The 16074-nt window shown below is 74.7% G+C and carries 18 protein-coding genes; 7 read left to right on the top strand and 11 right to left on the bottom strand.

Annotated elements, in window-relative coordinates; translation table 11 throughout:
* Positions 1-11: 11 nt before the first annotated feature.
* The 4 genes from ABT247_RS03455 to ABT247_RS03470 form a co-directional block, all read right to left on the bottom strand.
* Positions 12-743, bottom strand: coding sequence for an NUDIX hydrolase (locus ABT247_RS03455; protein ID WP_502892374.1), 732 nt, complete (start codon positions 741-743; stop codon positions 12-14).
* Positions 743-1834, bottom strand: a complete 1092-nt coding sequence (gene nth, locus ABT247_RS03460) for an endonuclease III (protein ID WP_350737205.1) — start codon at positions 1832-1834, stop codon at positions 743-745. Before nth ends, ABT247_RS03455 begins: the two co-directional genes overlap by 1 nt.
* Positions 1835-2020: 186 nt before the next feature.
* A complete protein-coding gene (locus tag ABT247_RS03465) occupies positions 2021-2521 on the bottom strand; it encodes a MarR family winged helix-turn-helix transcriptional regulator (RefSeq protein ID WP_350737208.1) in 501 nt (166 codons plus the stop codon).
* A 41-nt stretch (positions 2522-2562) separates the two neighbouring features.
* Positions 2563-4233 carry an FUSC family protein gene (locus ABT247_RS03470; RefSeq protein WP_350737211.1) on the bottom strand — a complete coding sequence of 557 codons (1671 nt, stop codon included), beginning with the start codon at positions 4231-4233 and terminating at the stop codon, positions 2563-2565.
* A 121-nt stretch (positions 4234-4354) separates the two neighbouring features.
* Between ABT247_RS03470 and ABT247_RS03475 the strand changes: the two genes are divergently transcribed.
* Positions 4355-5146, top strand: coding sequence for an alpha/beta fold hydrolase (locus ABT247_RS03475; protein ID WP_350737214.1), 792 nt, complete (start codon positions 4355-4357; stop codon positions 5144-5146).
* Positions 5147-5335: 189 nt separating this feature from the next.
* Positions 5336-5980, top strand: coding sequence for an RraA family protein (locus ABT247_RS03480; protein ID WP_350737217.1), 645 nt, complete (start codon positions 5336-5338; stop codon positions 5978-5980).
* A 187-nt stretch (positions 5981-6167) separates the two neighbouring features.
* On the opposite strand, the gene ABT247_RS03485 is transcribed toward ABT247_RS03480, so the two are convergent.
* Positions 6168-6986 (bottom strand): isocitrate lyase/PEP mutase family protein, encoded by an 819-nt coding sequence (locus ABT247_RS03485; RefSeq protein ID WP_350737220.1) that lies wholly within the window; start codon positions 6984-6986, stop codon positions 6168-6170.
* A gap of 112 nt (positions 6987-7098) precedes the next feature.
* Here ABT247_RS03485 and ABT247_RS03490 point away from each other — a divergent pair, with 112 nt between their 5' ends.
* Both ABT247_RS03490 and ABT247_RS03495 read left to right on the top strand, forming a co-directional pair.
* The gene (locus ABT247_RS03490) at positions 7099-8136 is read left to right on the top strand and encodes a winged helix-turn-helix domain-containing protein (protein WP_350737223.1); all 1038 of its coding nucleotides are present in this window, start codon (positions 7099-7101) and stop codon (positions 8134-8136) included.
* Between the two features lie 272 nt (positions 8137-8408).
* On the top strand, positions 8409-9083 hold the full coding sequence (locus ABT247_RS03495) for a Crp/Fnr family transcriptional regulator (protein ID WP_030288117.1): 675 nt from the start codon (positions 8409-8411) through the stop codon (positions 9081-9083).
* A gap of 283 nt (positions 9084-9366) precedes the next feature.
* Here ABT247_RS03495 and ABT247_RS03500 read toward each other — a convergent pair whose 3' ends face one another.
* The 5 genes from ABT247_RS03500 to sp36 all read right to left on the bottom strand — a co-directional run bounded on the left by ABT247_RS03500 (position 9367) and on the right by sp36 (position 12138).
* Positions 9367-10200 carry an MBL fold metallo-hydrolase gene (locus tag ABT247_RS03500; RefSeq protein WP_350737226.1) on the bottom strand — a complete coding sequence of 278 codons (834 nt, stop codon included), beginning with the start codon at positions 10198-10200 and terminating at the stop codon, positions 9367-9369.
* Positions 10197-10370 (bottom strand): hypothetical protein, encoded by a 174-nt coding sequence (locus ABT247_RS03505; protein ID WP_350737229.1) that lies wholly within the window; start codon positions 10368-10370, stop codon positions 10197-10199. Before ABT247_RS03505 ends, ABT247_RS03500 begins: the two co-directional genes overlap by 4 nt.
* A gap of 158 nt (positions 10371-10528) precedes the next feature.
* The gene (locus tag ABT247_RS03510; protein WP_350737232.1) at positions 10529-11452 is read right to left on the bottom strand and encodes an NUDIX hydrolase; all 924 of its coding nucleotides are present in this window, start codon (positions 11450-11452) and stop codon (positions 10529-10531) included.
* Between the two features lie 63 nt (positions 11453-11515).
* Complete coding sequence (locus ABT247_RS03515) at positions 11516-11983, bottom strand: RidA family protein (RefSeq protein ID WP_350737235.1); 468 nt, start codon at positions 11981-11983, stop codon at positions 11516-11518.
* Entirely contained in the window at positions 11980-12138 is a 159-nt protein-coding gene (sp36, locus tag ABT247_RS03520; protein ID WP_094743074.1) for a Sp36 family protein, read from the bottom strand. The genes ABT247_RS03515 and sp36 overlap by 4 nt, the downstream gene beginning before the upstream one ends.
* A gap of 278 nt (positions 12139-12416) precedes the next feature.
* Between sp36 and bagA the strand changes: the two genes are divergently transcribed.
* Together bagA and bagB are read left to right on the top strand one after the other, a co-directional pair.
* Positions 12417-13487, top strand: coding sequence for an ATPase BagA (gene bagA / locus ABT247_RS03525; protein WP_350737238.1), 1071 nt, complete (start codon positions 12417-12419; stop codon positions 13485-13487).
* A gap of 44 nt (positions 13488-13531) precedes the next feature.
* The gene (gene bagB / locus ABT247_RS03530; protein ID WP_350737240.1) at positions 13532-14659 is read left to right on the top strand and encodes an ATPase BagB; all 1128 of its coding nucleotides are present in this window, start codon (positions 13532-13534) and stop codon (positions 14657-14659) included.
* A gap of 111 nt (positions 14660-14770) precedes the next feature.
* On the opposite strand, the gene ABT247_RS03535 is transcribed toward bagB, so the two are convergent.
* Positions 14771-15094 (bottom strand): WhiB family transcriptional regulator, encoded by a 324-nt coding sequence (locus ABT247_RS03535; RefSeq protein WP_030240986.1) that lies wholly within the window; start codon positions 15092-15094, stop codon positions 14771-14773.
* Between the two features lie 423 nt (positions 15095-15517).
* On the opposite strand from ABT247_RS03535, the gene ABT247_RS03540 reads away from it, so the two are divergent.
* Positions 15518-16074 (top strand): transglycosylase domain-containing protein (locus ABT247_RS03540; RefSeq protein ID WP_350737243.1); only part of this gene is annotated, 557 nt, incomplete at its 3' end.

Here is a 16074-nt window from a genome sequence, read left to right on the forward strand (position 1 = left end):
CCGACGGACCGTCACGGGGCCCCGGCGTCGCTGCCCGGCAGGGCGCGGGAGTGCTCGAGGTCGCCCTGGACCAGCGCGAGGGCGTCGTCGGAGAGGTCGACGACCCGGGACGGCTCCCACGGCAGCTCCAGGCCGCTGTGGTGCAGCACCCGGTCGATCACCCCGGCGGTGAACCCCCAGACCAGTCGCCCGGCGACAGCGAAGGCCGGCCCGACGTGCCCGGACGGGTGCCGCAGCCGGACCCGGTTCGCGGGGTCGGCGAGGTCGGCGATCGGCACCCGGAACACCGCGCCGGTCTCCGCCTGGTCCACCGGGTGCACCGGCGACTCCTCGCGCCACCAGCCGAGCACCGGGGTGACCACGAAACGGCTCACCGGGATGTACAGCCGGGGCAGCTCGGCGAAGACCTGCACCCCGGCCGGGTCCAGCCCGGTCTCCTCCCAGGCCTCGCGCAGCGCCGCCGCGATCGGGCCGGGGCCGTCCGGGTCGCCGTCTTCCGGGTCCAGCGCGCCACCGGGGAAGGACGGCTGGCCGGCGTGCGAACGCAGCGAGCGGGCCCGCTCGATCAGCAGCAGGTCGGGACCGTCCGGGCCCTCACCGAACAGCATCAGCACCGCCGCCGCCCGCCCGCCGTCGGTCGGCGGGAGGAAGCGGCTCAGCTGCTCCGGCAGCACCCGCTCGGCCGCGTCCCGGACCGGCTCCAGCCACTTCGGCAGGCCGTCCCGCTCGATCGCCCCGCGGATCACGCCTCCACCGCCAGGTCCGCGACCCGGCCCTGGTGGGCGGCGGCGTCGGCCCGGGCGGCCGCCTCGCCGGGGAAGTCCGACGGCGGCTTCAGCCGCTGGCCGGGCTGGCCGCCCATCTCGTACTTGAGCAGCTTGCGCGCCTTCTCCGGATCGGTCTCGCCCTCCCCGTACGCGGGGCAGAGCGGTGCGATCGGGCAGGCTCCGCAGGCGGGCTTCTGCGAGTGGCAGATCCGCCGGCCGTGGAAGACGACCCGGTGCGAGAGCATCGCCCACTCGGACTTCGGGAAGATCTCGGCGACGGCCAGCTCGACCTTCACCGGGTCCTCCTCGGTGGTCCAGCCGAACCGCCGGGCCAGCCGCCCGAAGTGGGTGTCCACGGTGATGCCGGGCACCCCGAAGGCGTTGCCCAGGACGACGTTGGCGGTCTTGCGGCCGACGCCCGGCAGGGTCACCAGGTCGGCCAGCCGGCCCGGAACCTCACCGCCGAACTCGTCCCGCAGCGCGGCCGAGAGGCCGATCAGCGACTTCGCCTTGTTCCGGAAGAAGCCGGTCGGGCGGATGATCTCCTCCAGCTCCTCCGGGTTGGCGGCCGCCATGTCCTCGGGCGTCGGGTACCGGGCGAACAGTGCCGGGGTGGTCTGGTTCACCCGCAGGTCGGTGGTCTGCGCCGACAGCACGGTGGCTACCAGCAGCTGGAACGGGTTCTCGAAGTCCAGCTCCGGATGCGCGTACGGGTACAGCTCCGCCAGCTCGCGGTTGATCCGCCGGGCCCGCCGCACCATCGCCAGGTGCGACTCCGGCTTCCCGGGTTTCACGGCGGGCTTCGCGGTCGGTTTCGCGGGCGGCTTCACCGCCCGCTTCGCGGCGGGTTCCGCCGGGGCCTTCGCGGGCGCCTTCGTGGGCGCCTTCGTGGGCGCTTTCGCAGGCGCCTTCGTGGGCGCCTTCGCAGTCGGTTTCGTCGTCGGTTTCGCAGCCGGTGCCACGGCCGCCGTCGCGGTGCCCTGTACAGCCGCCTCCGCGGTCGGCTTCTGAGCCGCCGCCTTGGTCGCGGTCCTGGTCGCCGTCTTCCGGGCCTTGCTCTCTGCCATGCACGAAGGCTACGCCGAGCGGCGCACCGCCCGGGGCCGATCAAGCAACGGAAGCGGCCCTGCGGGGACGGCCGTTGTCCGGAAAGGCGGCCGGCCCGGGCGCACGCGGCGAATCAGGACCGGACAGCCGTGGAGGCCGTGGAGGCCGAGGAGGCTGGGGAAGCCGTCCCGAGGAGGCCGGCGCCGCTACCGCAGGGTGCGGCCGATGGTGCCCTCGAGGGTGTTGAGCAGCCCGGCCAGCGCCTCGGCGAGGCGGGTCCGCTCGTCCAGGGTGAGGCCGGAGAGGAGCTCGCGGTCGTACGCGACGAGTTCCTCGATCAGGCCGTCGACCAGCTCCCGGCCGGTGTCGGTGAGCGAGAGGTGGGCGACCCGGCGGTCGCGGTCGTCGGTGCGGCGGCTGACCAGACCGCGTTCCTCCAGCAGTCGCAGCCGCTTGGTCACGGCGGCCCCCGAGGCGAAGCTCTCCCGGGCGAGCTGGGTCGGGGTCAGCTCGCGGTCGAGGCGGCGCAGGGCGCCGAGGATGTCGAACTCGGCGCGGGTGAGGCCGGCCCGGGTGAGCGGGTCGGGGGTCTGCTGGAGGAGCGCGGCGCAGCGGTTGATCCGGCCGAGGACAGCGATCGGGCCGGTGTCCAGGCCCGGGTAGGCGCGCTCCCACTGGCGCAGCACCCCTGCGACGACGTCCTCCACGTGCGCTGCTCCCGTTCCGCGACCGACCCGTTCGGTCGATCCTAGACGGCGCGCGCTCCGCCGCCCCGGTGCTCCAGAAGGGCGGTCAGCAGGTGGTGGGCGTGCCGCTCGGTGTCGGCGGCGTGCTGGTGGGGGAGGGTCGGGCGGCGCCACTCGCCGGTCGCGGTGTCGGCGGCCTCGCGCAGTTCGAGCAGGGCGGCGGCCAGTACGGCCCGGGCGGCGGTGGATCCGGTCCGGTCGGCGGCCGGTGCGGCCCGGTCGGCGGCGGTCGACCCCGTCCGGTCGGCGGCCAGTACGGCCAGTGCCGCCCGGGCGGCGCGGGTGGCGGTCTCGGTGTCGGCCACGGCCCTGGACAGCCGGGCGGCGGTCCGGCGGTTGGTGACGAGCAGGCAGGCGACCAGACCGGTGAGCGCGCCGACGCAGGTGTCCAGCCAGCGGTCGGCCACCAGCATCCGGGCGGGCTGCGGGCCCGCGAACTCGGTCATCAGCAGGGCCATCGGGGTGACGAAGACCGTGGCCAGCCAGTAACTGCGGGCGATCATGGCCTCCGCGCCGAACTGGCACAGCAGTCCGAGCGCGATCAGCGCCACCGGGCCGCAGCGGGCGACCGGCACCGCGGCCGTGAAGAGCGCCAGGCCGAGGAGGTTGCCCAGGACCCGCTGCACCGCGCGCTGCCAGGAGAGCGTGCTGTTGGCCTGGAAGACCGAGGCCGCGGTGACCACCGCCCAGTACGGACGGCCGACGCCGAGTGCCAGCGAGAGCCAGCCGGCGGCGGCGCAGCCGACCGCGACCCGCAGGGCGATCGGCAGCAGCGCCGAGCCGGGCCGCAGGACGGCGCGCAGCGGGAGCCGGCGGACGGGCGGGAGGGCGCGCAGGTCGGCGGCCTCCGCCTCGGTGAGTTCCGGCGACGGCACGGGGCGGCGGCCGCGCCGCAGGTCCCGGGCCCACGCGGCGTAGCGCTCGGCGGCCGCCGGATCGACGGGCGAGGCGAGGGCGGCCTCGGCGTGGACGAGCAGCCGTTCCGGTTCCTCGCCGAGGGCGCGCTGACGGGCCGGGGAGGAGAGCGCGAGGCTGCGCCGGGCCGCGTCGACCGCGCCGACCAGGGCGGTACGGGCAGCGGCGTCCGGTGCGCCGGGGTCGGTGCGCAGCAGGCGGGCGGCGACTTCCAGCGCACGGGCGGTGGCGGTGCGCTCCGGTCCGTACGGGTGCCACAGCGCGGGAGCCATGCAGACCAGCCAGGCCAGTGCGGCGCCGACTGCGGCGAGCGCCAGGTGCGGTGCGAGGTCCGCGAGCCGCTGGGGGACGAAGGCGCAGCCGGCGGTGGTGAAGGTGATGATCAGGGCGCCGGGCGGGCCGACCCGGGCGGCGTCGCAGAGCAGTTTGTGCAGGGCGGCGAGCACGGCCGCCACCGCGACGAGGACGGCGGCGTCGCGGGTGAGCGCTGCGGCGGTGAGGGCGGCGCCGGCGCTGAGGACGGCACCGAGCAGCACGCCGGCCAGCGTCCGGGCCCGGGCCCGGTAGGGCAGGCCGTGCCCGTAGAGGGCGCCGAGGCCGCCGACCGAGGTGTAGAGCGCGAGGTCCAGCCGGCCGAGGGCGAACAGGGCGAGGTTGAGGGTGCCGAGGGTGAGGACGGCGCTGAGCGCGGGCCGGTGCCAGCCGTCTCCGGGCGGACCGACCCGGAGCACCTGGCGGAGCTGGGCGGGGGAGGCCATGGAAAAAGATTAACAGGTAATTTACCCGTGAATCATATGTCTTCCGCGGAACAGCGATGAGTTCTGCGGCGAACCCCGGTCTACCCCTGCGACCGACTCGGACGACCGAAGGAACACCGCCATGACCACCACCGTGATCTCCGCCGACGGCACCACCATCGCCTGCACCGTCACCGGCTCCGGCCCGGCCGTCGTCCTCGTGGACGGGGCGATCGGCCACCGCGCCTTCGACCCGGGCGTGGCGGTGTCCGAGCAGCTCTCGGCCCACCACACCGTGTGGGCCTACGACCGGCGCGGCCGCGGCGGCAGCGGGGACACGGCACCCTTCGCGGTGGAGCGCGAGATCGAGGACCTGGCCGCCGTGATCGCGGCGGCCGGTGGCGCGGCCCGGGTGTTCGGCATCTCCTCGGGCGCCGCACTGGCCCTGCGGGCCGCCGCCGCGGGCGTCGGCATCAGCCGACTCGCCGTCTACGAGCCGCCGTTCAGCACGGAGGAGACGCAGCGCGAGCGCTTCGTCGGGTACGTCACCGAGTTGGAGGCGGCACTCGCCGAGGGACGGCGCGGGGACGCCGTCGCGGCCTTCATGACCTTCGTCGGGATGCCCGGCGAGATGGTGGAGGGGATGCGCTCGGCCCCGGTGTGGCCGGTGTTCGAGGCGGTCGCGCCGACCCTGGCGTACGACGCGGCAGCGCTCGGCGCGCGCACGGGGGCGACCGTCCCGGTCGACCTCCTGGCCACGATCACCGTGCCGACCCTGGTCCTGGACGGCGGCGCCAGCCCGGAGCTGCTGCGGGCTCCCGCCCGAGCGGTGGCGGCGGCCGTGCCGGGCGCCGAGTACCGGACGCTGGCCGACCAGACCCATGAGGTGGCGGCCGAGGTGCTGGTGCCGGAGCTGCTGAAGTTCTACGCCTGAGGCGCGGAGAGGCCGGGTGGCGGGAGGCCCGGGAGCGGGCAGCGGACGGCGGACGGCGGGCAGCGGGCGGCGGGCGGCGGGCGGCCCGGGAACGGCACCGGCTGGAGCCGGTGAACCCGCGCTCCCCGCTCCGCCCTAGTCTTCCCGTCATCCGATCATCTTCGACGACCGAGGGAGCAACGAGCCGCCATGGCCGTGGACTTCACGACGGAACAGGACGTCACGGACTTCCGGGACATCCCCACTACCACGCTGGCCGACGTCCTGGGCCGTGCCCGGGTGATGGACATCGGTCTGCGCCCGCTGTGGGCGGGCATGCCCCGGGTGGCCGGACCGGCCTTCACGGTGCAGTGCCCGCCCGGCGACAACCTGATGCTGCACGCGGCGATCTACCGGGCCGAGCCCGGCTCGGTGATCGTCGTCGAGTCCGGTGACCTCGACTACGCGCTGGCCGGCGGCAACGTCTGTGCCGTGGCGCAGCGCCGGGGCGTCGCCGCGTTCGTGGCCGACGGCCTGATCCGCGACCTCGGCGAGGTGCGGGAGCTCGGCTTCCCGGTCTTCGCCCGGGGCGTCATCCCGATCCCCGGCTCGAAGGAGCAGCTGGGCACCCACGGTGCCCCGGTGCGCTGCGGCGGAGTGCTGGTGGCCCCCGGCGACATCGTGGTGGCCGACGAGGAGGGGGTCGTGGCGGTGCCCGCCGCCGACCGGGCGAAGGTCCTGGCGGCAGCCCGGGCGAAGCTGGCCAAGGAGGCCGCCGAGACCCTGGACGACTGGGAGGCCGCCCACCGCGCCAGGATCGAGCGCGGCCTCGCCGAGCTGGGCTTCACCGGCTGACGCCGACCCCGGCGCCGGCGGTCGCGGCCCGGCCGGCCGGGGTCCGCCCTTCCCGACGGCCCGGCAGTCCCGGCGGCGGGGGCAGCAGTCCGGCAGTCCCGGCGGCGGGGGCGGCAGGACAGCGGCCCGGCAGTCCCGGCGGCGCGGGCGGCAGGACAGCGGCCCGGCAGCCCGGTAGGACGCCCGGTCAGTACAGCCCGTTCAGGTCCCCGAAACCGAGCGCCCCGTCGAGCTCCGTCAGCGTCCCGGCGTCGAGCAGCTCGGCAGCGGCACGGCGGGCCGCCGTGTAGGCGAGCTGGGCGAGGCCCGTACCGACGCTGATCCGCCGTACCCCCGTGGCGGCGAACTCAGCGACGGTCGGCCCGCCCGCGACGGCCATCACGTTCACCGGCAGCGAAGTCCGCTTGCACAGCTCGGCGAGGTCGTCGAGGTTCAGGAGGCCGGGGACGAACAGGCCGTCCGCGCCCGCCTCGGCGTAGGCCGCGGCCCGGACCAGCACGTCGTCCAGGCCGCCCAGTCCGAACAGGAACACGTCGGTACGGGCGTTGACCAGCAGCTCGGGCAGGCCGGCGTCGGCCGCGGCGGTGCGGGCCGCGCGCAGCCGCTCGGCCTGCTCGGCCACCGTGAACAGCGGGCCGCCGACGGCCGTCGAGTCCTCCAGGTTGACCCCGGCCGCGCCCGCACCCACCAGCGCGGTCACGGTGGCGGCCACATCGGAGGGCAGCGGCCCGTACCCGCCCTCGGCGTCGATGGTGACCGGCAGGTCCACCGCCGCGACGACCCGCCGGGCCGCCTCGACCGCCGTCGCCCGGTCCATCCGCTGGCCATCACCCATGCCCAGCGACCAGGAGGCGCCGCCGCTGGTGGTGGCGATCGCCTGCGCGCCGGCCGAGGCGATCACCGCGGCGCTGCCGGCGTCCCATGCGTTGGGCAGGACGAGCACGCCCTCCTCGACGAGCCCGCGCAGTCGCAGCGCCCGCTCGCGGGCCGGGGTGGTGGTGGACATGAGGTGTCACCGGCTTTCGTACGAATCAGTGGGGACCCAGGCATCGTGCGCCCACCACCGGAAGGGCGACCAGTGTTTAAGCTGGGGCCGAATCTTCCGAAGGGGGCCGCGCATGCGGACGGAACTCCACTTCTCCGCCCAGGACTTGGCGCTGACCCGGTTCGCCGTCAGCCCGATGCAGGAGGTGGTGACCAGTCTGCGCGCGCTCGCCCACTCACCCGCCCCCGCGCTGCACCGCCGCTGGGCCGGTCAGGTGCGCGAGCGGCTGGCCGCCTCCGGACTGGACTGGGCGCGCCTGGCCGCGATGGTCCCGCCCGACGGCCACCTGCCGGACTTCCTCAACCCGACGCCGGCCGGCTTCTCCCCGACGCTCGCCGAGGAGCTCGCCGCGATCGCCGCGACCGGCGCCGAGCAGGTCCGGGCCGACCTCGACATCGTGGCCGCCGAGGCGGGCGGCCGGCTGCCGGCCTCCCTGGAACCGCTCTACCGGGATCCGGCGGCCCGGCTGCCCGGGCTGGCCGCCGAGATCGCGGCGTACTGGGAGCTGGCGCTCGCCCCGTACTGGGCGCGGATCCGCGCGCTGCTGGCCGCGGACGTCTTCCACCGCTCCCGGCAGGCGGCCGAGCACGGCACCGCCCGGATGCTGGACGAGCTGCACGAGACGGTCCGCTGGGACGGCACCGCGCTGCAGCTGGCGCGCCGGCACTGCGCCGTCACCCGGCTGAACGCCGGAGCCGGCCTGCTGCTCCTGCCCTCCGCCTTCGCCTGGCCCCGGGTGCTCACCCGGGTGCTGCCGCCGGACCCGCCGCAGCTGATGTACCCGGCGCGCGGCGCGGCCACCCTGTGGGAGGAACGCCCCGGCACCTCGGCGCGCACCGACGCACTGGCCGCCGTGCTCGGCCGCTCCCGGGCCCGGCTGCTGGCCGAGCTGGACTCCCCCGCCTCGACCACCGAGCTGGCCCGCCGCACCGGGCTGTCCGCGGCGGCCGTCTCCCAGCACCTCACCGCCCTGCGCACGGCGGGCCTGACCAGCGCCCACCGGGCCGGGCACACCGTCCTCTCCGCCCGGACGGCGGTGGGCGACTCGCTGTTCGACCCGGACGGCCGGGCGTTCGACACCCCGGCGCCCGCCGGGCGGCCAGCCCGCTGATCCTCCGGTGCGCCCCTTGATCCGCCGGTACGCCCGCTGATCCGCCGGCATACCCGCTGATCCCTGGTGTGCCGGCTGATCCGCCGCTACGCCCGTCGAACGCCGCTCCGCCCGATGATCCGCCGGTACGAATGGCCGCGCACGGCGCACCCTGATACACCCCCTCCTCATATGATCGGAGCGACATGCGCCATGCTTGGTGATGCAGAACACTGAACGGAACTTGCGCCCGACGGCGGCCCACCGCCGGACGGCCGAGAAGGAGGAAGCACGTGGACGACGTTCTGCGGCGCGCCGCACTCTTCGCGGCACTCGACGACGAACAGGCCGGCGAGCTGCGCGCTTCCATGACCGAGGTCACCCTCGCCCGTGGTGAGTCGCTGTTCCACGAGGGCGACCCGGGCGACCGGCTGTACGTCGTCGCGGAGGGCAAGGTCAAGCTGCACCGTGCCTCGCCGGACGGCCGCGAGAACATGCTGGCCGTGCTCGGCCCGAGCGAGATGATCGGCGAGCTGTCGCTGTTCGACCCGGGCCCGCGCACCGCCACCGCCAGCGCGCTGACCGAGGTCAAGCTGCTGGGCCTCGGCCACGGCGACCTCCAGCCGTGGCTGCACGCCCGCCCGGAGGTCTCCATCGCGCTGCTGCGGGCCATCGCCCGCCGACTGCGCCGGACCAACGACGTGATGTCCGACCTGGTCTTCTCCGACGTGCCCGGCCGCGTCGCCAAGGCCCTGCTGGACCTCTCCCGCCGTTTCGGCGTGCAGTCCGAGGAGGGCATCCACGTCGCCCACGACCTCACCCAGGAGGAGCTGGCCCAGCTGGTCGGCGCCTCCCGCGAGACGGTCAACAAGGCGCTCGCCGACTTCGCCGGCCGCGGCTGGCTGAAGCTGGAGGCCCGCGCGGTGGTCCTGCTCGACGTCGAGCGGCTGTCGCGCCGCTCGCGCTGACGCTCTCCGAGCACCGCGAAGGCCCGTCCGGTCGGTCCGGACGGGCCTTCGCGTCGTTCCGGCCCGGGCGGCCTCCGCGCCCCGCTGCAGCCCGGATCGGGCCCCGCCCGGACGCGCCGGACGCCTCGGATGCCCCGGACGACCCGGACGACCCGGATGCCCCGAACGCCCCGAACGCCCCGAACGCCCCGAACGCCCCGAACGCCCCGAACGCCCCGAACGCCCCGAACGCCCCGAACGCCCCGGACGACCGGGAACGACCCGAACCGGGAACCGCGGCGGATCAGTCCTGGCCCGGGATGAGCCCGTGCTCCTCCAGGTACTCCAGCTGGGCCCGCACCGAGAGCTCGGCGGCCGGCCAGAGTGCCCGGTCCACGTCGGCGTAGACCCGGGCGACCACGTCGGCGGCCGTCCGGCAGCCCGCCTCCACCGCGGTCTCCACCTGGGCGAGCCGGGTGGCCCGGTGGGCCAGGTAGTAGTCGACGGCACCGAGCGCGTCCGCGAGCACCGGCCCGTGGCCGGGCAGCACGGTCCGTACGCCGTGGTGGGAGGCCATCGTGTGCAGGCGGCGCAGCGAGTCCAGGTAGTCGCCGAGCCGGCCGTCGGGGTGGGCGACCATGGTGGTGCCGCGGCCGAGCACGGTGTCGCCGGTGAGGATCGCGCCGTCGTCCGGCAGGTGGAAGGTCAACGAGTCCGAGGTGTGGCCGGGGGTGGCGACCACCCGGAGGTCGAGGCCCCCGACGTCCAGGCGCTGACCGCCGACCAGGCCCTCGGAGCCGAGCCGGTGCGCCGGGTCCAGGGCCCGCACCTCGGTGCCGGTCAGCTCGGCGAAGCGGACGGCGCCCTCGGCGTGGTCGGCGTGGCCGTGGGTGAGCAGGGTGAGCGCGATCCGCTTGCCCCGCTCCTCGGCGAGCTCGACCACCCGGCGCAGGTGGGCCTCGTGCAGCGGACCGGGGTCGATCACCACCGCGAGGTCCGAGCCGGGCTCGGAGAGCAGCCAGGTGTTGGTGCCGTCCAGCGTCATCGGCGACGGGTTCGGCGCCAGCACGCACAGCGCCCGAGGAGTGGCCTCGCCGCCGATCGCGGCGGCGGGGTCACCCGGCAGGAGTCCGCTCACCGGCCGCGCTCGCCGTCGCGGTGCAGGGCCCGCAGCGGCAGGGCCCGGACGAGGGCGCGCTGGGCGACCTCGACGAACGGGACCTGGCTGTCGCAGCCCACGGAGCGGGGGATCAGTCGGCGGCCGGGCAGCTCGGGGGCCGTCCGGCGAGCCACGTCGTTGTGGTCCATCGGGTGTCGGTCCTTTCTCGTCGGCATCTCTCGTGCGGTCGCTCGTGCGGTCGCTCGTGCGGTCGCTCGTGCGGTCGCTCGTGCGGTCGGAAGTCCTGGGGGCTCCGAGGTTCCGGGGGGCAGGGGGTTCCGGGGAGGTCCACGGGGCCCCGGGAGCCTCAGGAGGCTCCGGCGTTCCGGGGTCCGGAGTCCCCGGCGGTCGAGTGCGGACCGACCGGAGGTTCCACGGGGAACTCCCCGTCGATGGTCAGCTCGTCATACCCAGGCCAGCGGACCGTCATCCGGTCGCCCCGGACCTCGGCCCGGCCCAGCACCGGTTCCAGTACCCGGTCGGCGGCCGCGGCCAGCGCCTCCGCGGCGGTCCGCACCGGCGACAGTTCACGCAGCACCGTCACGGTGGGCGGCAGCATCCCGAAGCGGCCCTCCTGGTACCCCAGGACCGCCTCGGTCGGCGTCAGCCAGGCGACCCGGTCGGCCTCGCCGACCTCCAGGGCCGCGAGCTGGCCGGCCGGCAGGGCGGCGACGAAGAACCAGGTGTCGTAGCGCCGCTCCTCGAACTCCGGAGTGATCCAGCGCGCCCAGCCGCCCAGCAGGTCACTGCGCAGCAGCAGGCCGTGGTCGCGGAGGAACTCGGCGAAGGACAGCTCGTGCGCCTCCAGCGCGGCCCGCTCGGCGGACCAGTCGCGCGGCGCGGCGACGCTGTCGGCGTCCGGGCCGGCCAGCAGCACGCCGGCCTCCTCGAAGGTCTCGCGCACCGCCGCGCAGACCACCGCCCGCGCCGTCCGGACGTCGACCCCGAGCCGGTGCGCCCACTCCTCGGGCGTCGGGCCCGCCCAGCCCGTCTCGACCTCGGCGTCGCGCGGGTCCACCCCACCGCCCGGGTAGGCGTACATCCCGGCCGCGAAGGCCATCGAGGTGCGCCGGCGCAGCAGGTAGGCCTCCGGCCCGGCGGCGGAGTCGCGCAGCAGCACGACGGTCGCGGCGAGCCTGGGCACCGGCGGGGTCAGCGCGCCGGAGTCGACCGCCCGGATCCGGGCAGGCCAGCCGGGCGGCATCGGCAGCGTCGTCGCTCGATGGTCCATGCCCGGATGCTAAGCGCACGGGGGCGGGGTTGGACAGGGCCGACCCCGCCTCCGCGATCACACTCAGCCGATCTTGACGCGCACCTGGAGCTCGACCTCGACCGGGGCGTCCAGCGGCAGCACCGCGACGCCGACCGCGCTGCGGGCGTGCACGCCGGCGTCGCCCAGCACCTTGCCCAGCAGCTCGCTGGCGCCGTTGACCACGCCGGGCTGGCCGGTGAAGTCGGCGGCGGAGGCGACGAAGCCGACGACCTTCACGACCCGCTCGATCCGGTCCAGGTCGCCGATCACCGACTTGACGGCGGCCAGCGCGTTCAGCACGCAGATCTGCGCGAACTCCTTGGCCTCCTCCGGGGACACCTCGGCGCCGACCTTGCCGGTGCTCACCAGCTTGCCGTCGACGACCGGCAGCTGGCCGGAGGTGAACACGAACTCGCCCGACTGCACGGCGGGCACATAGGCGGCGACCGGGGCGGCCACCGGCGGCAGGGTCAGGCCCAGCTCCGCGAGCTTCGACTCGACGGTGTTCACGCGTTCTTCTCCCGCTTGAAGTAGGCCACCAGCTGCTCCGGGTTGGGGCCGGGCACGACCTGGACGAGCTCCCAGCCGTCCTCGCCGAAGTTGTCCAGGATCTGCTTGGTGGCGTGCACGAGCAGGGGCGCCGTCATGTATTCCCACTTGGTCATGGCCAGACTCTAGACGAGCCGTCCCGGCGACCGCCGCCGCCCGGCGACCGGCGTGTGAGGTGGGGCACAAAGGGGGCATGATTCGGTCCCGGCACCCCTGGTGCTCCGGGCATCGGGCGCGCTCCCTGGTTACCCTCGCGAGAGGGCACCCTCATGAGGGGCACCCCGTCAGCGGGGCACCCCCATGAGGGGCACCCCCGTCGGTGGGGGCACCCTCGTCACAGGGGCATCCTCCGCGGAGGGGACGCCCGCAGGACGGAAACGGACGGAGACGGAGCGTGGCACGCACCCCCGGCCAGGCGGCCCGGCGCGACCCCGACTGGGAGGGTGTCCGGCTGCACGTGGTCAGCGGAAAGGGCGGCACCGGGAAGACCACCCTGGCCGCCGCGCTGGCGCTGGCGCTGGCCGCCGACGGCGGACGGGTGCTGCTGATCGAGGTCGAGGGGCGGCAGGGCATCGCCGAGCTGTTCGGCATCGCCGCCCTGCCGTACGAGGAGCGCCGGATCGCCTCCGTCGCCCGCCCCCAGCTCGGGCTGCCCGGGGAGGGCACGCCCGGCGAGGTCTTCGCGCTGGCCATCGACACCGAGCAGGCGCTGCTCGAGTACCTGGAGATGTTCTACAAGCTCGGCCGGGCCGGCAAGGCGCTGCAGAAGGTCGGCTTCGTCGACTTCGCCACCACCATCGCCCCCGGCGTCCGGGACGTGCTGCTCACCGGCAAGGCCTGCGAGGCGACCCGCCGCAAGGGCCCGGACGGCCGGCGCCGGTACGACGCGGTGGTCATGGACGCCCCGCCGACCGGGCGGATCACGCGGTTCCTGAACGTCAACTCCGAGGTCGCCGGGCTGGCCCGGATCGGCCCGATACACACCCAGGCGCAGGCCGTGATGCGGGTGCTGAAGTCACCGGAGACCGCCGTGCACCTGGTCACCCTGCTGGAGGAGATGCCGGTGCAGGAGACGGTCGACGGCATCGGGGAGCTGCGGGAGGCGAAGCTCCCGGTGGGCGGCGTGATGGTCAACATGGTCCGGCCGCCGGTGCTGGACGCGGCGGCGGTGACGGCGGTCGACGGCGACCACCGCGAGGACGTCGCGGCGGCCCTCGGCGAGGCCGGGCTGGGCGGCCGCTCGCGCAGGGCGGAGGCGGTCCGGGCGGCGGTGGACCCGCTGCTCGACCCGTTGCTGGAACAGGCCCGCGAGCACGCCGAGCGGGTCGAGCTGGAGCGGGAGCAGCGCGCCGACCTGCAGCAGCTGCGGCTCCCGACGTACGAGCTCCCGCTGCTCGGCGAGGGCGTGGACCTCGGCGGGCTGTACCGGCTGGCGGGCGAACTGAAGCGGCAGGGGGCGGCGTGACGAACTCATCGGACGGCGTGCGCGGTACCGGAAGGCGGCTCGGAATGGACGAGCTGATAGACGACCCCGAGACCAGGATCATCGTCTGCTGCGGCTCCGGCGGCGTCGGCAAGACCACCACCGCGGCGGCGATCGGTCTGCGGGCCGCCGAGCGGGGGCGCAAGGTCGTGGTGCTGACCATCGACCCGGCCCGGCGGCTGGCCCAGTCGATGGGGCTGACCGAACTCGACAACACCCCCCGGGTGGTCAAGGGCGTCACCGGCGACGGGGAGCTCCAGGCCATGATGCTCGACATGAAGCGGACCTTCGACGAGGTCGTGCTGGCCCACGCCGAGCCCGAGCGGGCCCGGGCGATCATGGAGAACCCGTTCTACCAGTCCCTGTCGGCCGGCTTCGCGGGCACCCAGGAGTACATGGCGATGGAGAAGCTCGGCCAGCTGCGCTCGGCCGAGGAGTGGGACCTGATCGTCGTGGACACCCCGCCGTCCCGCTCGGCGCTGGACTTCCTGGACGCCCCCAACCGGCTCGGGTCCTTCCTGGACGGCCGGGTGATCCGCATCCTGACCGCGCCGGCCAAGGTCGGCGGACGCAGCGCGATGAAGTTCCTCAACGCCGGGATGGGCCTGCTCACCGGCACCCTGGGGAGGATCTTCGGCGCCCAGCTGCTCACCGACGTGCAGACCTTCGTCACCGCGATGGACTCGATGTTCGGCGGCTTCCGCGAGCGCGCGGACCGCACCTACCAGCTGCTCAAGGCCCCCGGCACCGCGTTCCTGGTGGTGGCCGCGCCGGAGCGGGACGCGCTGCGCGAGGCCGCGTACTTCGTGGACCGGCTCGCCGCGGACCGGATGCCGCTGGCCGGCCTGGTGCTCAACCGGGTGCACGGCACGGGCGCGCCGCAGCTCACCGCGGAGCGGGCGCTGGCGGCCGCCGAGGCCCTGGAGGAGAACGGCTCGGAGCACTCGTCGCCCGAGGCGGAGCTGCTCGCGGCCGGGCTGCTGCGGCTGCACGCCGAGCGGATGCAGATCATGGGGCGGGAGCGCCGCACCCGCGACCGCTTCGTGTCGGTGTACCCGGACGTCCCGATCGTCGAGGTCCCGGCGCTGCCGGGCGACGTGCACGACCTGGACGGGCTGCGCGCCATCGGGGACCGGCTGAGCGGCGCGGCGTAGGCACCGCGGTCCGGGCGCGGCCGGTCCGGGCGCAGCCGGTTCGGGCTCGGGCTCCGGGTTGGGCGCGGGCTCGGCCGGTTCGGCGGGGGCTCTCCAGCGGGGGCTCCCCCGTCAGCCAGCCTGGGCGTAGTCCGTCAGTATCACGCCGGTCGCGAGGGACTCCTCGTACTCGGTGCGGGCCGTCTCCAGCAGCCGCCGCCACGAGATGACCGTCGGGCGCCGGCGCAGCAGGGCCCGCCGCTCGCGCTCCGTCATCCCGCCCCACACACCGAACTCCACCCGGTTGTCCAGGGCGTCCGCGAGGCACTCCGTACGGACGGGGCAGCCGCTGCACACCGCCTTCGCGCGGTTCTGTGCCGCCCCCTGGACGAACAGTTCGTCCGGATCACTCGTGCGGCAGGCGGCCTGCGCACTCCAGTCGTCAACCCAGCCCATGCCGGCGCCGTCCTCTCCCGTAATCGAGGCTCCCCCACGGCGGCAACGGCATATTCACCGTTGCCAGTTGAGGACGTTACGGAAGAACGACAGCGCGCAACAGCCCCTTCGGGCTCAATCTCGAATGACCCGATCGGACTATGGGTATCGGTCATCTCACTCGTTGGAGTGATCGCAGGTCGCAAGCCTTGCCACGTTCGGCGCACCCACTCTCGCCACAGGTGTCATCACGGAGCGCTACCGTCCACCCGGGCACAGCACACCGCAGCCGCCTCAAAACCCGGGCGTAGCGGGCAATTCGGGCAACTCTCCGCACTCACAAGAGTGAACGATGTTGACGCACCGAAGCTGTCGCAAGCTTGTGACAAGCCTAGGCGAACACCTGCCCCTATGTGCGGGAATCGGGGACGTAGGGTTCTCCTCATGGCACCGAAGCGCCCACAGGCATCCCAGCCCCCAGGCAACGCCGGAGCTCCGCGCCGCAGGAGCAGCGGATCACCGTTCGACCACGTCGGCAACGGCGTGAAGTTCCTGGGCGTCAGCGTGCTCTCCGGAGTCCTGCTGGCAGGCCTCGCCCTGCCCGCCGTCGGCGCCATCGGGCTGACCGCCAAGGACACGGCGGAGAGCTTCGACAACATCCCCGACGATTTCAAGACCCCGCCGCTCACCCAGGCCACCCAGATCTTCGACGCCAAGGGCGGCCTGATCGCCAAGGTCTACGAGCGCGACCGCACCGTCCTGAACGCCGACCAGATGTCCCCGTACATGCGGCAGGCGCAGGTCGACATCGAGGACGCCCGCTTCTACGAGCACGGCGCCGTCGACCTCAAGGGCGTACTGCGGGCGCTCAGCAAGAACGCGGAGAGCGGCACCGCCTCGCAGGGGGCCTCCACGCTCACCCAGCAGTACGTGAAGAACGTCAACGTGGAGAAGGCCGGCGACGACCAGGCGGCCGTCCTGGAGGCCCAGCGCAAGACCCT

The organism is Kitasatospora sp. NPDC001539, assembly GCF_040298565.1.
In the GTDB taxonomy this organism is placed as follows: Bacteria; Actinomycetota; Actinomycetes; order Streptomycetales; family Streptomycetaceae; genus Kitasatospora.